The sequence below is a fragment of the Streptomyces sp. NPDC006235 genome (assembly GCF_040613735.1).
GTDB lineage: Bacteria > Actinomycetota > Actinomycetes > Streptomycetales > Streptomycetaceae > Streptomyces.
In genome coordinates, this window is sequence record NZ_JBEXSR010000032.1 from 31,346 (window position 1) to 45,204 (window position 13,859).

Consider the following 13,859-nt stretch of genomic DNA (forward strand, 5'->3'; position numbering starts at 1 on the left):
AGATGGCACAGAGCAGCAGTGTGTACGGGGAGGGGACCAGGCCGGGGGCCGTCCCGGGCGAGCCGGTCCCGGGCAGACCCGTCGGGCCGGGTGACGACGGCGGCCCGGGAGGCCGCAGGCCGGGCCGCGGCCGCCGCGTCCTGCGCTGGTCGGCGGCGTCCCTCTCCGTGCTGATCCTCGCGACCGCCGGCGCCGGCTACCTCTACTACGAGCACCTCAACGGCAACATCGAGAAGGGCCGGCGCAGCAGCGGAGACTCCAAGGCGCGCAGGACCGCCCCGAACGCGGCCGGGCAGACGCCCCTGAACATCCTGCTGATCGGCTCCGACAGCCGTGCCTCCGACGAGAACGTCAAGCTGGGCGGCGCACGCGAGGACCGCGGCAATCCGCCGCTGGCCGACGTGCAGATGCTCATCCACCTGGCCGCGGACCGCAAGAGCGCCGCCGTGGTGAGCATTCCGCGCGACACCCGGGTCGACATACCCAAGTGCACCGATCCCAAGACCGGGCGGACCTACCCGCCGGTCAACACGATCATCAACACCTCACTGGCCCGGGGCGGAGCGGGCTGCACGCTGGCGACCTGGGAGAACCTCACCGGGATCTACGTCGACCACTGGATGACGATCGACTTCGCGGGCGTGGTGAAGATGGCCGACGCGATCGGCGGGGTCGAGGTGTGCGTGCGGCAGAACGTGTGGGACCGCCCGCTGCCCGGCGTGCCCGGCGGCTCGGGGCTGAAGCTGACCGCCGGCCGGAAGAAGGTCCAGGGCGAGCAGGCCCTCCAGTGGCTGCGCACCCGGCACGCCTGGGGCAGCGACCCACTGCGCGCCAGGGCGCAGCACATGTACATGAACTCGATGATCCGCACGCTCAAGGCGCAGAACGTCTTCACCGACACGGGGCGGCTGACGGACCTGGCCGAGGCGGCGACCAAGTCGCTGCACGTGTCGGAGGAGCTCGGCACGGTGAAGAAGCTGTACGACCTGGGGATGCAGCTGAAGACGGTCCCGACGGACCGCATCACCATGACGACGCTGCCCACGGTCGCGGACCCGCAGGACCGCAATCACCTGGTCCCGGCCGGTGCCGACGCCGACCGCGTGTGGGACATGATCCGAGACGACGTGCCCTTCGACGGCAAGGGCGCGAAGAAGGCGTCCAAGGAGTCGAAGGAGCCCGAGACGTCCAAGGACCCCGCCGCGGCGGACGACGCGATCGGGGTCCTGGTGCAGAACGCCACGCGCTCGGCCGACCTCGGCCCGGTGACCGGCCGAGCGGGCGCCGTCGCGCGGTCGCTCGTGGAGAAGGGCTTCACGAAGGCCGCCGCCGACACCTCGGGCGCGCTGTCCGAGGAGCGGACCCTGGTGCGCTATCCGAGCGCCGAACTGGCGGGCGACGCGCAGCGCGTCGCCAAGTCGCTGGGCATTCCGGCGAGTTCGGTGCGGCGGTCGACGGACGTCTCCGGCGTCACGGTCGTCGTGGGCGCCGACTGGCGTACGGGTACGGCCTATCCGAAGCAGCCGGCTGCGAAGGCCGGGGACCTGCCCGGCGACGCGGACGCCCTCAACGGCTCCGACACCGGGAAGTGCATGGACGTGTACGCGCCGTATCGCTGGTAGGGACCGGAGAAGCAACGCGTACGCCGGGTCGACGACTTCCTTCCACACCCGCACAGGGAATTGGGCGGAATTGCCCAATTGTATGGACGTTGAATTTGTCATTCAGCGCACATCGACGTTCAACTGGGCGGATAGTGTGAGCGATCCAGTGCTTCTGTGATGACCAGTACCCGTGCGCCTTCCGGGGGGAGAAGGTGCCGCGTGCCCCGACGGAGGAAACAGACAACCGTGGACGCGCAACGCCGTGGCCGGGGGGACCAGATCGACCCCGCAGACCAGTGGGTACTCAATCCGAACACCGGCGAATACGAACTGCGACTGACTCCCTCCGGAACGCAGTCGCCGGTGTCCGGGGCGCGCGGATCCATTCGCCCGGCGAGGGCGGGCGGCACGCGCGCCGACGTTCCGCCCCAGCGTCGGCGGCGCGGTGCGCCCGAGGAGCCGCCGCCCGGGCGGCGCGGTGGCCGCCGGCCGGTGCAGCGCAAGCCCAAGAAGGCGAAGAAGGCGCTGGTGTGGACCGGCGGCACGATGGCGTTCGTACTGGTCGCGGCCGGCGCGGCCGGCTACTTCTACCTCCGGCACCTGGAGGGCAACGTCACGACGACCGACGTCGGCAGCGCGGGCGCCAGCAACTTCAGCAAGGACGAGGCCTTCAGCATCCTCATCATCGGCACGGACAAACGCACCGGCGAGGGCAACGAGGGCTACGGCGACAAGGGCAGTTCCGGGCACGCCGACACCACGATCCTGCTGCACGTCGCCGAGGACCGCTCCAATGCGACCGCGCTCAGCATCCCCCGGGACCTGATCGTGAACATCCCCGACTGCCCGACGAAGCTGGAGGACGGCTCGGAGAAGGTCGTCCCGGGCCAGCGGGGCGTCCGCTTCAACCGGAGCCTCGGGGAGGGGGGCCGGGACCCGGGCTGCACGATGCGCACGGTGAAGGAGAACACCGGCATCCAGGTCGACCACTTCATGATGGCCGACTTCAACGCGGTGAAGACGCTGACGACGGCGGTGGACGGGGTCGACGTCTGCGTGGAGAAGCCGGTCAACGACAAGGAGTCCAAACTCGTCCTGCCCGCGGGCCCGTCGAAGGTCGAGGGCGAGCAGGCACTCGCGTTCGTCCGCACCCGCAAGAGCTTCGGCAACAGCGGCGACCTGGACCGGATCAAGGTGCAGCAGCAGTTCCTTGGCTCGCTCATGCGCAAGATGTCCTCCGGTGACACCCTCACCAGCCCCTCGAAGCTGCTGAAGCTGGCCGAGGCCGCGACCAAGGCGCTGACCGTGGACCAGGCCATCGGCAGCGTCGGCACGCTCAAGGACATCGCCCTGGAGCTGAAGAAGGTGCCGACGAAGAACATCGCCTTCACGACCGTCCCGGTGAAGGACAACCCGGCGGAGACGGTGAAGGCGACGGTCGTCCTCGACGAGTCGAAGGCTCCCCAGGTGTTCGACATGATACGGAACGACGTCTCGTTCACCGAGGTCAAGGAGCAGAAGAAGAAGGAGAAGGACGCCGAGGCCGCGCGGCTGAAGGGCACCAAGGCCCCGGCCTCCGAGGTCCGGGTGCGGATCCTCAACGGCGGCGCCGACCCCGGCAGCGCGCAGAAGACCCTCCAGTACCTCCAGGTCGAGGAGGGCGTGACCAAGTCGGAGAACGGCGGCAACGCGCCCGCCGAACTGGCGCGGACCACGCTCGAGTACGCCCCCGGCCAGGCCGACCAGGCCCGTCGCCTCGCCGACATCATGGGGCTGTCCGGGTCGGCGATGAAGCCGGGCGAGAGCGTGACCAACTCCCAGGGCGTGCCCGCCATGACCCTGACCCTCGGCCAGGACTTCAAGGGGGCCGGCGTGAAGCTCGACGCCCCGGTCGAGAAGGCGGACGTGGAGAAGTCCACCGCCGACAAGGTGAAGTGCGCGAGTTGACCCGCTGAGGGCAACTGACCGGCCCGTCGTGCGTCTAACAGGAGGCAGGACGGGCCTGTTGCGTGTGCGGGGGCCGGGAAGGACCGGGAAGTGACGCAGAGCGGTGTGCGGGAGAGCGAGTCGCGGCAGGGCGTCCGCCGGGGGCCGGGCCCGGGTGAGACCACGTCGGCGACGGGCGACACGCCCAGCGGGCTGAGCGGCGAGGGCCGGCCTCGGCGTACCCGGCGGCTGCTGCGGTGGTCCGCGGCCGTGCTCGCCGTCCTCATACTCGGGACGGCCGGGGCCGGATACCTCTACTACCGGCACCTCAACGGCAACATCAAGAAGGACGCGCTGAACCTCGGCGACCACAAGGTCGCCGCCCCGACGCCGAACGCCGCCGGGCAGACCCCGCTGAACATCCTGCTCATCGGCTCGGACGCGCGGGACAGCAAGGAGAACCAGAAACTCGGCGGCGCCCGTGAGACGTTCGGCGCCGCGCCGCTGGCGGACGTGCAGATGCTGCTGCACCTGTCCGCCGACCGCAGCAACATGTCGGTCATCAGCATGCCCCGTGACACGCTCGTGAAGATCCCGAAGTGCACCGACCCGGACGACGGCAAGGTGTACCCGGGAACCCAGGGGCGGACGATGACCAACCAGAGCCTCGGCAACGGCGGCCCGGGCTGCACGGTGGCCACCTGGCAGGAGCTCACCGGCATCCACATCGACCACTTCATCATGGTGGACTTCGCCGGCGTGGTGTCCATGGCCGACGCCGTCGGCGGTGTCCCGGTGTGCGTCGACGCCAACATCCACTCGCGCACCTCCGACGGCAAGGGCTCGGGCCTGAAGCTGGAGAAGGGCACCTCGTACATCCAGGGCGAGCAGGCCCTCCAGTGGCTGCGCACCCGTTACGGCTTCGAGGACGGCAGCGACCTCGCCCGCGCCAAGGCCCAGCACATGTACATGAACGCGATGGTCCGCCAGCTGCGCGAGAACGCCACCCTCAGCAGCCCGAACAAGCTCCGCAGACTGGCCGAGGAGGCCACCCGGGCGCTGACCGTCGACCCCGGCCTCGACACCGTCAAGAAGCTCTACGACCTCAGCAATGAACTGCGCAAAGTTGAGCCGGCCCGCATCACCATGACCACGATGCCCAACCGGTACGTCGGCGCCCGCGTGGAGCCCACGGAGGACGCCGAGCAGCTGTTCCGCCTGGTGCGGGAGGACATCGCGCTGGACGGCAAGGACAAGGACGAGGACGGGAAGAAGGCTGCGGAGAAGGCATCGTCCGACCCGGCCGCGGCCGACGACGAGATCCCCGTCCAGGTCCGCAACGGCACCCGGACCGACACCCTGGCCGCGGCACGCGGGCGCGCGAGCACGGTGGCCGGGCTGCTGACCGAGCAGGGCTTCGCCCAGGCCGTCGCCGACACCACCGGCTCGTGGAGCGAGGAGCGGACCGTCGTCCGCTACCCGAGCGCGGACCTGGAGGGCGACGCCCAGCGGATCGCCAAGGCCCTGGGGATTCCGCTGAGTTCGGTCAAGCGGTCGACCGACGTCTCCGGCGTCACGCTCGTCGTGGGCGCCGACTGGCGGGAGGGCGCGGAGTACAAGGCGCCCAAGCGGAACAACAAGACCCCGAAGTCGGCCGACGCGCTCAACGGCGCGGACGACAAGGCCTGTATGCACGTGAACCCGAACTTCACCTGGTGACGGAAACGGGCCCCTCCCGAAGGGGAGGGGCCCGCACGCGTGCGGTGTGCGTCAGGCGGCGGTGGCGTCCGCGTCCGAATCCGCCCGGACCGCCGGACGCCGGGACGCGATGACCTTCTTCGCCAGCGACCGCGGGCTCGTCAGGAAGCCCCAGCCCCACGACATGTGCATGGTGGCGAGCGCCACGGGGATCTGGAGCCGCGCCTTCAGCGGCAGCCCCTTGCCCGCCGGGACCGAGCCGAGCAGGATCGCCGCGAGATAGCCGCCGGGCACGACGAAGCCCCACGGCGTCAGCAGCGCGCCCACCAGGGTGCCGGCCGCGATCGCGCACACGGCGGTCGGCGGGGCGAGGTAGCGCAGATTGATCGAGCCCTCGTGGTACCGGGCGACGACGTGCCGCCAGCGGCCGTAGTCCTTGTACTGCTTGGCGAGCGCCTTCACGCTCGGCCGCGGCCGGTAGGACACCTTCAGCTCGGGCGAGAACCAGATGAGGCCCCCGGCCTCCCTGATCCGGAAGTTCAGCTCCCAGTCCTGGGCGCGGATGAACTCCACGTTGTAGCCGCCCTGCTGCTCCAGCGCCTCGCGCCGGAACACCCCGAGGTAGACGGTCTCGGCCGGGCCCGCCTGTCCGCCCGTGTGGAAGGAGGCGTTGCCGACCCCTATCTTCGAGGTCATCGCGGCGGCGACCGCGCGCTCCCAGTCGTTCTCGCCCTCGGCGTGCATGATGCCGCCGACGTTCTGCGCGCCGGTCTCCTCCAGGAGCCGTACGGCGGTGGCGATGTAGTTGGGCGAGAGCATGCCGTGCCCGTCGACGCGGACGACGATCGGGTGGCGGGAGGCGTTGATCGCCGCGTTCAGGGCGGCCGGTGTACGGCCGGTCGGGTTCGGAACGGTATGCACGCGCGGGTCTTCGGCCACGAGCTCGGCGGCGATCTCGTCCGTGCGGTCCGTGGACGGACCGAGGGCGATCACGACCTCCATCTCGCCGGCGTACTCCTGCGCGAGGATCGCTTGGACTGCTCCCCGCAGGTGCCGTTCCTCGTCGAGGACGGGCATGATCACGGAAACGGCGGGGAGCCGCACGTCGGGATTGGCGTTCATAGGGGCCTCACGTTACCGCGAACGGGGGACACCGGTGCGCGCCGCAGGGGCGGTACCGCGGGCCGCAGATCGTATCGGCCTACGGTTTCACGGATCCCACGTACGGCCGTCGTCCGGAGGTGTCCCCTTGCCCACGCCGCCGCGGTCCCCTCGGTCCACCGCCGCCCCGCAGCGCCGCCATCGGCCCGCCCCCGGGCGCCCGCGCAGGCCCGCGCCGCCCGCACGGCGCCGGAGGCCGCGCTGGGGCATGCGCGTGGTCACCACCCTGTCCGTGGTGGTCCTCGCGTCCGCCGGTATCGGGCACGCGGTGATGACCAGCCTGGACGCGGACATCGCCCGGGTCGACCCCTTCAAGGACATGAAGAACCGGCCGCGGGCGGGCCACGGCATGAACGTGCTGCTGGTCGGCACCGACGGCCGCGAGAAGATCAGCGAGGAGGAGCGGCGGAAGTACCGGCTGGGCGGGGCGCCCTGCCACTGCACCGACACGATCATGATCGTGCACATCTCGGAGGACCGGGAGCGGGCGAGTGTGGTGAGCCTGCCGCGCGACTCCTACGCCGTGATGCCCGCGCACGTCGACCGGACTACGGGCAAACGGCACGGCGGGCACCCGGTCAAGCTGAACGCGGTGTACGCCGAGGGCGGGCCGCAGCTGACCCTGCGGACGGTCGAGAGCATGACGAAGGTGAAGATCGACCACTACCTGGAGGTCGACTTCACCAGCTTCATGAGGACGGTCGACGCCGTCGGGGGCGTACAGATCTGCACAGCGGACCCCCTGAAGGACAGCTACACCGGCCTGAACCTCCCGCCCGGGCGGCACACGCTGGGGGGCGGGCAGGCGCTCCAGTACGTGCGCGCCCGGCACATCGACGGGGCGTCGGACCTCGGCCGGATGAAACGGCAGCAGCGCTTCATGGCGGCGCTCGTGGAGCGGATCACCTCCTCGGGGATCCTGCTCAACCCGATGAAGTTCCGCGACGTGACCCGGGCCGTGCTCGGCTCGGTGCGGGCCGACAAGGGCTTCGGCACGGACGAGATGCTGGCCCTGGGCCGGGCCATGCGGAACTTCTCCCCCTCCTCCTCCGAGTTCACGACCGTCCCGATCGGGCGGATGGGCTACGCGGTGAAGGGCGTCGGCTCCACGCTCAAGTGGGACCCCGTGAAGGCGGAGCGGCTCTTCCACGCCCTGCGCGAGGACCAGCCGCTGTCCGTGCACCGGGCGCGCGGCGCGGCCCGCATCGTCTCGGTCGCCCCGCAGCAGATCCGCGTCCAGGTGGAGAACGGCACGCGCACGCCCGGACTGGGCCGCCGGGTGGACGCGGCCCTGGCCTCGACGGGTTTCCGGACGACCCGGGCCCCGATGAACGCCGCCGTCCGTGACGTCAAGCGCACGATCATCGCCCACGACCCCCGCTGGGACCGCTCGGCCAAGTCCCTCGCCGCGGCCCTGCCGGGCAGCGAGCTCCGCCCGGTCAAGGGCCTGGGCGCGACCCTGAAGGTCATCGCGGGCGCGGATTTCGAGCGCGTCCGCAAGGTGCGGGCCGAGGACCCGGGGGAGGGCGAGTTCGGGGTGGTCCGCGGCGATGAGGTGGCGTGCTCGTAGGGACCGTGAGGCACGCATGGTGGATTCCTTCCCTCCGCCCCGTGGCGGTCGGGCCCCGGCAGGCGTAGGACGGAAGGGCACGAGGGCCGGCCCCGGTCCTCACACCCCTCCCGGGAGGAATCATGACCCAGCAAGCCACCATGCCCCCGCTGAGCAAGGAGATGCAGGACTGCGTCCAGGCCTGCATGACCTGCCACAGCGTGTGCGAGGAGACCATGAGCTCCTGCCTGCAGATGGGCGGCCAGGCCCAGATGCAGATCATGCGCGCGGTCATGGACTGCGCCGAGATGACGCGCATGTGCGCCGACATGATGATGCGGCGCTCGCCGCTGTCGGCCGAGATGTGCGCGATGTGCGCCCGGGCCTGTGACATGTGCGCCGAGGCGTGTATGTCCATGCCGGACGACGCCCAGATGATGCGCTGCGCCGAGGCGTGTCGCCGCTGCGCCGAGATGTGCCGGTCGATGTCGGCCGCCACGCTGTGAGCACCGCCTCACAGCAGTCGGGGGCACCCCCGTGGGTGCCCCCGACGCATGCCGGTGCTCAGTTGCCCGAGACGGTGACCGCCTCGTCGTTCTTCAGCTGGTCGACCAGCGTCTTCACCTTCGCGGTGTCCCACTGGAGGTTGCCGTTCGCGGAGTTGCCCGCGATCGGCATGTTCATCGACTTGCCCTCGCCGCCGCTGACGCCCTTCATCGCCCAGAACATGGATGCCAGGTCGAACAGGCCCATGTCCTTGTCGACCACGAGGGAGTCCAGGCCCGCGCCCATGGTCGGGTACAGCCTGAACGGGTTGAGGACCGTGCTCGGGGTGGCGACCTGGTTGGCCAGCGCGGAGAGGAACTTCTGCTGGTTCTTCGTACGGTCCAGGTCGGAGCCGGCGAGCGCGTAGCGGGTGCGGACGAAGGCGAGGGCCTGCTCGCCGTTGAGGGTCTGCTTGCCCTTCTTCAGGTCCGCGCCCGACTTGGTGTCCTTGATGTCCTGCGGGATGTCCATCTCGACGCCGCCGACCGCGTCCACGATGTTCGCGAAGCCGCCGAAGCCGATCTCCACGTAGTGGTCGATGTGCAGGCCCGTGTTGGCCTCGACGGTACGGACGAGCAGCTCCGGTCCGTCCTCCGCGTATGCCGCGTTCAGCTTCGTCTGGCGGCCGGTGGCCGGGTAGAGCTTGCCGGAGTCGGAGCCCTTGTACGACGGGATCGTGACGTTCGAGTCACGCGGCAGCGAGATCAGCGTCGGGCCGTTGCCGCCGGTGTGCAGGATCATCATCGAGTCCGTGCGCTTGCCCTCGGCGGACCCGGTGTGCAGCTTCTTCTTCTCCTCGGCCGACATGCCCGCGCGGCTGTCGGAGCCGACGATCAGGTAGTTCGTGCCCTCGCCCGCCTCCGGCCGGTCGATGACCTTCGACAGGTCGACGTCGCGGTTGAGCTTGGAGTCGGCCCAGAAGTACGTGGCGACGCTCGTCACGGCCAGCACCGTCACGATCGTGATGGTCGTCACCTTGATGCGGCGGCGCCAGTTCGGCGCGGGGCGCGGCTCGTACCTGCCGTCGCCCGGGCCGCCGGGGCCCCTGCCGCCGGGTGCGCCGTAGACCTGGCCGGTGTTGTAGCCGCTGTCGTAGCCGCTCGGCGGCTCGGCGTAGCCGCCGTCGACGTACGACGGTTGCTGCGGCACTGCGCCCTGGTACGGCGGGGCGCCCCCGTAGCCGGCCTGCCCGGGCGATGCCGCCGGACCGCGGCGGACCTGCCGCATGACACGGGCGCTCTCGGGCTGTGCGCTCGAGCTGCCGCGTCCGTAGCGGTTGCCGCGGTTGTCACCGGAGAATCCCTCGGGCCAATCATTCATGCGCCCCAGTGTGCAGGTCCCGGTAGTACGCCATACAAGGGTCGTCGGAAAATCAGAGCACGGCTGTGGCGAAGCTGACACAAAACCCCCTCATACCGCCTCGGCATAAGGTAGGGGCCATGACAGACCAGGCCTCAGCTGCGGATTCCGGCACTGCGGATATCCCGGGCAAGCCGACTTCGGCCTCCCGCACCACCCTCAGTCACATCATGACCCACAACGACACCAACCTTCTGGGGACGGTGCACGGCGGTGTGATCATGAAGCTGGTGGACGACGCGGCGGGTGCCGTGGCCGGGCGGCACTCCGGCGGGCCGGCGGTGACGGCGTCCATGGACGAGATGGCGTTCCTGGAGCCGGTCCGCGTCGGTGACCTGGTCCATGTCAAGGCACAGGTCAACTGGACCGGCCGCACGTCCATGGAGGTCGGTGTCCGCGTCCTGGCCGAGCGCTGGAACGAGTCGGCCCCGCCCACGCAGGTCGGCTCCGCCTACCTCGTCTTCGCGGCTGTCGACGCCGACGGCAAGCCGCGCCGGGTCCCCCCGGTCCTCCCGGAGACCGAACGCGACAAGCGCCGCTACCAGGAGGCCCAGATCCGCCGCACCCACCGCCTGGCCCGCCGCCGGGCGATCATGGAGCTGCGGGAGAAGCGGGCGGCGGAGGGATTCGAGGACTGAACGGGCCTCCGGCCCGGAGGCCGCAGGCCCACTCGCTCGTCCCCGGGCCTGTTACGGCAGGTTGCGCGCCATCACGATGCGCTGGACCTGGTTCGTGCCCTCGTAGATCTGCGTGATCTTGGCGTCACGCATCATGCGCTCCACCGGGTAGTCCCGCGTGTAGCCGTAGCCGCCGAGGAGCTGGACGGCGTCCGTGGTGACCTCCATCGCCACGTCCGAGGCGAAGCACTTGGCGGCGGCGCCCAGGTAGGTGAGGTCGGCGTCGACGCGCTGGGAGGCGGCGGCGGCCTGGTAGGTCAGGGCGCGGGCGGCCGAGATCTTCATGGCCATGTCGGCGAGCATGAACTGGATGCCCTGGAAGTCGGCGATCGGCTTGCCGAACTGCTTGCGCTCCTGGACGTAGCCCTTGGCGTAGTCGAGGGCGCCCTGGGCGATGCCGAGGGCCTGGGCGGCGATGGTGATGCGGGTGTGGTCGAGGGTCTTCATCGCCGTGGCGAAGCCGGTGCCCTCCTCGCCGATCATGCGGTCGGCGGGGATGCGGACGTTGTCGAGGTAGACCTCGCGGGTCGGGGAGCCCTTGATGCCGAGCTTCTTCTCCGGGGCGCCGAAGGAGACGCCCTCGTCCGACTTCTCGACGACGAAGGCGGAGATGCCCTTCGAGCGCTTCGACGGGTCCGTGACCGCCATCACCGTGTAGTACTCGGACTCGCCCGCGTTGGTGATCCAGCGCTTCACGCCGTTGAGGACCCAGTGGTCGCCGTCGCGGACGGCCTTCGTCTTCATGCCGGCGGCGTCGGAGCCGGCGTCCGGCTCGGACAGGCAGTACGAGAACATGCCGTCGCCCTTGGCGAGCGGGGACATGTACTTCTTCTTCAGCTCCTCGGAGCCGGAGAGGATCACCGGGAGCGAGCCCAGCTTGTTGACCGCGGGGATGAGGGAGGACGAGGCGCAGACGCGCGCGACTTCCTCGATCACTATGACGGTCGCCAGGGCGTCGGCGCCCGAGCCGCCGTACTCCTCGGGTACGTGCACGGCGTGCAGGTCGTTCGCGACCAGTGCCTCGAGCGCCTCGCGCGGGAAGCGGGCCTCCTCGTCCACCGCGGCGGCGTACGGCGCGATCTTCGCCTCGGCCAGTGAGCGGACGGCGTCGCGGAGCATGTCGTGCTCCTCGGACGGGCGGTACAGGTCGAAGTCAGCCGATCCGGCCAAGGTCTCTCACGCTCCAAAACGCTGCGATGGTGGCGCTAACTACCGTTAAGTAATCAAAAGTTTATGGGCTCGCCCACGGGAGGGATACGTGACCTAGACGACAGCGGGAAAGTTGCCCCGTGAAGCGCGCTTCCATGCCCCGGATATGCTCGGGCGCGCACCTGCCGTAGACCCCTGGAGCACCCATGGCCCTGAAGATCACCGTGATCGGCACCGGTTATCTCGGCGCGACACACGCGGCGGCCATGGCCGAGCTCGGCTTCGAGGTGCTCGCCCTCGACGTCGTGCCCGAGAAGATCGAGAAGCTGGAGCGCGGCGAGGCCCCGATGTACGAGCCGGGGCTCGACGAGTTGCTGCGCAAGCATGTCGCCGGTATCGAGGGCGCCAGCGGGCGGCTGCGCTTCACTCAGGACTGGGCCGAGGTCGGCGCGTTCGGCGATGTGCACTTCGTCTGCGTGAACACCCCGCAGCGGCACGGCGAGTACGCCTCCGACATGAGTTACGTCGACTCCGCGTTCGCCTCGCTGGCCCCGCATCTGCACGGTCCCGCCCTGGTCGTCGGCAAGTCGACCGTGCCCGTGGGCACCGCCGACCGGCTGGCGTCCTACCTGTCCGCGCACGCGCCGGCCGGCGAGGGCGCCGAGCTGGCGTGGAATCCGGAGTTCCTGCGGGAGGGCTTCGCCGTCAAGGACACGCTGCACCCCGACCGGATCGTGGTGGGCGTGCGCAGCGAGCGGGCCGAGAAGCTGCTGCGCGAGGTGTACGCCACGCCGGTCGCCGAGGGCTCGCCGTTCGTGGTGACGGACTTCCCGACCGCCGAGCTGGTGAAGACCTCCGCGAACTCCTTCCTCGCCACCAAGATCTCCTTCATCAACGCGATGGCGGAGGTGTGCGAGGCCGCGGGCGGTGACGTCGCCAAGCTCGCGGAGGCCATCGGCTACGACGACCGGATCGGCAAGAAGTTCCTGCGGGCCGGGATCGGCTTCGGCGGCGGCTGTCTGCCGAAGGACATCCGGGCGTTCATGGCGCGCGCCGGCGAGCTGGGCGCGGACCAGGCGCTGACCTTCCTGCGGGAGATCGACTCCATCAACATGCGCCAGCGCGGGCAGATGGTCGAGCTGACCCGGCAGGCGCTGGGCGGCGGGCCGTTCCTCGGCAAGCGCGTCGCCGTCCTGGGCGCGACCTTCAAGCCCGACTCGGACGACGTCCGGGACTCCCCCGCGCTGAACGTCGCCGGGCAGATCCACCTCCAGGGCGGCCAGGTCACGGTCTACGACCCCAAGGGCATGGACAACGCCCGCCGCGTCTTCCCGACCCTCGGTTACGCCGACTCGGCGCTGGAGGCGGTGCGCGGTGCCGACATCGTGCTGCACCTGACGGAGTGGCGGGAGTTCCGCGAGCTGGACGAGGAGGCCCTCGGCGAGGTCGCGGCGGCCCGGGTCATCCTCGACGGCCGCAACGCCCTCGACCCGGAGCGCTGGCGCAAGGCCGGGTGGACGTACCGGGCGATGGGGCGGCCGACCGCCTGAGTCCGGCCGACCGTGCGGGTTTGAATTCGGGCCGGATTCCATGAATTCCTGACGGCTTTGCGGGAAATTCGGGAATTCTCGCGGGATCAGTGAAGGAGCCGGCGGATCCGCGCGGATTTTCTGTGTGGCTTTCACTGTCACGCTTGGGCGCCGAGGCCGCGCTCGGTCAGGTCTCCCAAGGGCGGCAGCCCCCCTGTGGCCTCGGCATGTGCCGTCGCCAGCGAAATCATCAATATGAGTTCGAATTTTATTCGAGCGGTACGCGGAATCGACCGTTTTCGCAGGCCGTCCCACCGGGAGACCGGACAGGGGCGGCGCAGGCCACCCGCCGGGAATCGGGCGGCGGTTCGGCGCTCGACGACACGCTCGGCGTGCTGCTGAACCACGTCAACAAGGCGCACCTGGAGGAGTCGCCCGGACAGCAGGTCCCCGATCTGCTGAACCCCGACAGCTACGTGAAGATGCACACGATCTGGGCCGGGCAGATACTCACGCCCACGACGGACTTCCTCACCGGCAACTGCTGACGCGGTCCGCGACAACAGGGTGGGCGCCGCTCCGGCCGGGGCTCAGCCGGCCAGCAGGAACTCACGGCCCAGGTACTTGAACAGCGTGAGGATGTTCAGGCCGGAGATCACGC

11 protein-coding genes are annotated in these 13,859 nt (G+C 70.0%); 8 read left to right on the forward strand and 3 right to left on the reverse strand.

Annotated features, from left to right (window positions below; translation table 11 throughout):
* The first annotated feature begins 2 nt into the window (after positions 1-2).
* From ABZ192_RS29960 to ABZ192_RS29970, 3 genes are all read left to right on the forward strand, one after another.
* A complete protein-coding gene (locus tag ABZ192_RS29960) occupies positions 3-1,622 on the forward strand; it encodes an LCP family protein (protein ID WP_356927603.1) in 1,620 nt (539 codons plus the stop codon).
* A gap of 228 nt (positions 1,623-1,850) precedes the next feature.
* Positions 1,851-3,551, forward strand: coding sequence for an LCP family protein (locus tag ABZ192_RS29965; protein WP_356927604.1), 1,701 nt, complete (start codon positions 1,851-1,853; stop codon positions 3,549-3,551).
* A gap of 192 nt (positions 3,552-3,743) precedes the next feature.
* The gene (locus ABZ192_RS29970) at positions 3,744-5,249 is read left to right on the forward strand and encodes an LCP family protein (RefSeq protein WP_356927665.1); all 1,506 of its coding nucleotides are present in this window, start codon (positions 3,744-3,746) and stop codon (positions 5,247-5,249) included.
* Between the two features lie 51 nt (positions 5,250-5,300).
* On the opposite strand, the gene ABZ192_RS29975 is transcribed toward ABZ192_RS29970, so the two are convergent.
* Entirely contained in the window at positions 5,301-6,350 is a 1,050-nt protein-coding gene (locus ABZ192_RS29975; RefSeq protein WP_356927605.1) for a glycosyltransferase family 2 protein, read from the reverse strand.
* A gap of 247 nt (positions 6,351-6,597) precedes the next feature.
* Here ABZ192_RS29975 and ABZ192_RS29980 point away from each other — a divergent pair, with 247 nt between their 5' ends.
* Entirely contained in the window at positions 6,598-7,959 is a 1,362-nt protein-coding gene (locus tag ABZ192_RS29980; RefSeq protein ID WP_356927606.1) for an LCP family protein, read from the forward strand.
* 122 nt (positions 7,960-8,081) lie between these two features.
* Positions 8,082-8,444, forward strand: a complete 363-nt coding sequence (locus ABZ192_RS29985; RefSeq protein WP_356927607.1) for a four-helix bundle copper-binding protein — start codon at positions 8,082-8,084, stop codon at positions 8,442-8,444.
* Between the two features lie 58 nt (positions 8,445-8,502).
* On the opposite strand, the gene ABZ192_RS29990 is transcribed toward ABZ192_RS29985, so the two are convergent.
* Positions 8,503-9,804 (reverse strand): LCP family protein, encoded by a 1,302-nt coding sequence (locus ABZ192_RS29990; protein WP_356927608.1) that lies wholly within the window; start codon positions 9,802-9,804, stop codon positions 8,503-8,505.
* A gap of 119 nt (positions 9,805-9,923) precedes the next feature.
* On the opposite strand from ABZ192_RS29990, the gene ABZ192_RS29995 reads away from it, so the two are divergent.
* Positions 9,924-10,481, forward strand: a complete 558-nt coding sequence (locus ABZ192_RS29995; protein ID WP_356927609.1) for an acyl-CoA thioesterase — start codon at positions 9,924-9,926, stop codon at positions 10,479-10,481.
* A 51-nt stretch (positions 10,482-10,532) separates the two neighbouring features.
* On the opposite strand, the gene ABZ192_RS30000 is transcribed toward ABZ192_RS29995, so the two are convergent.
* The gene (locus tag ABZ192_RS30000; protein ID WP_356927610.1) at positions 10,533-11,690 is read right to left on the reverse strand and encodes an acyl-CoA dehydrogenase; all 1,158 of its coding nucleotides are present in this window, start codon (positions 11,688-11,690) and stop codon (positions 10,533-10,535) included.
* A gap of 185 nt (positions 11,691-11,875) precedes the next feature.
* On the opposite strand from ABZ192_RS30000, the gene ABZ192_RS30005 reads away from it, so the two are divergent.
* Both ABZ192_RS30005 and ABZ192_RS30010 read left to right on the forward strand, forming a co-directional pair.
* The gene (locus ABZ192_RS30005; RefSeq protein WP_356927611.1) at positions 11,876-13,219 is read left to right on the forward strand and encodes a UDP-glucose/GDP-mannose dehydrogenase family protein; all 1,344 of its coding nucleotides are present in this window, start codon (positions 11,876-11,878) and stop codon (positions 13,217-13,219) included.
* A gap of 143 nt (positions 13,220-13,362) precedes the next feature.
* Entirely contained in the window at positions 13,363-13,746 is a 384-nt protein-coding gene (locus ABZ192_RS30010; RefSeq protein ID WP_356927612.1) for a hypothetical protein, read from the forward strand.
* Positions 13,747-13,859 lie beyond the last annotated feature (113 nt).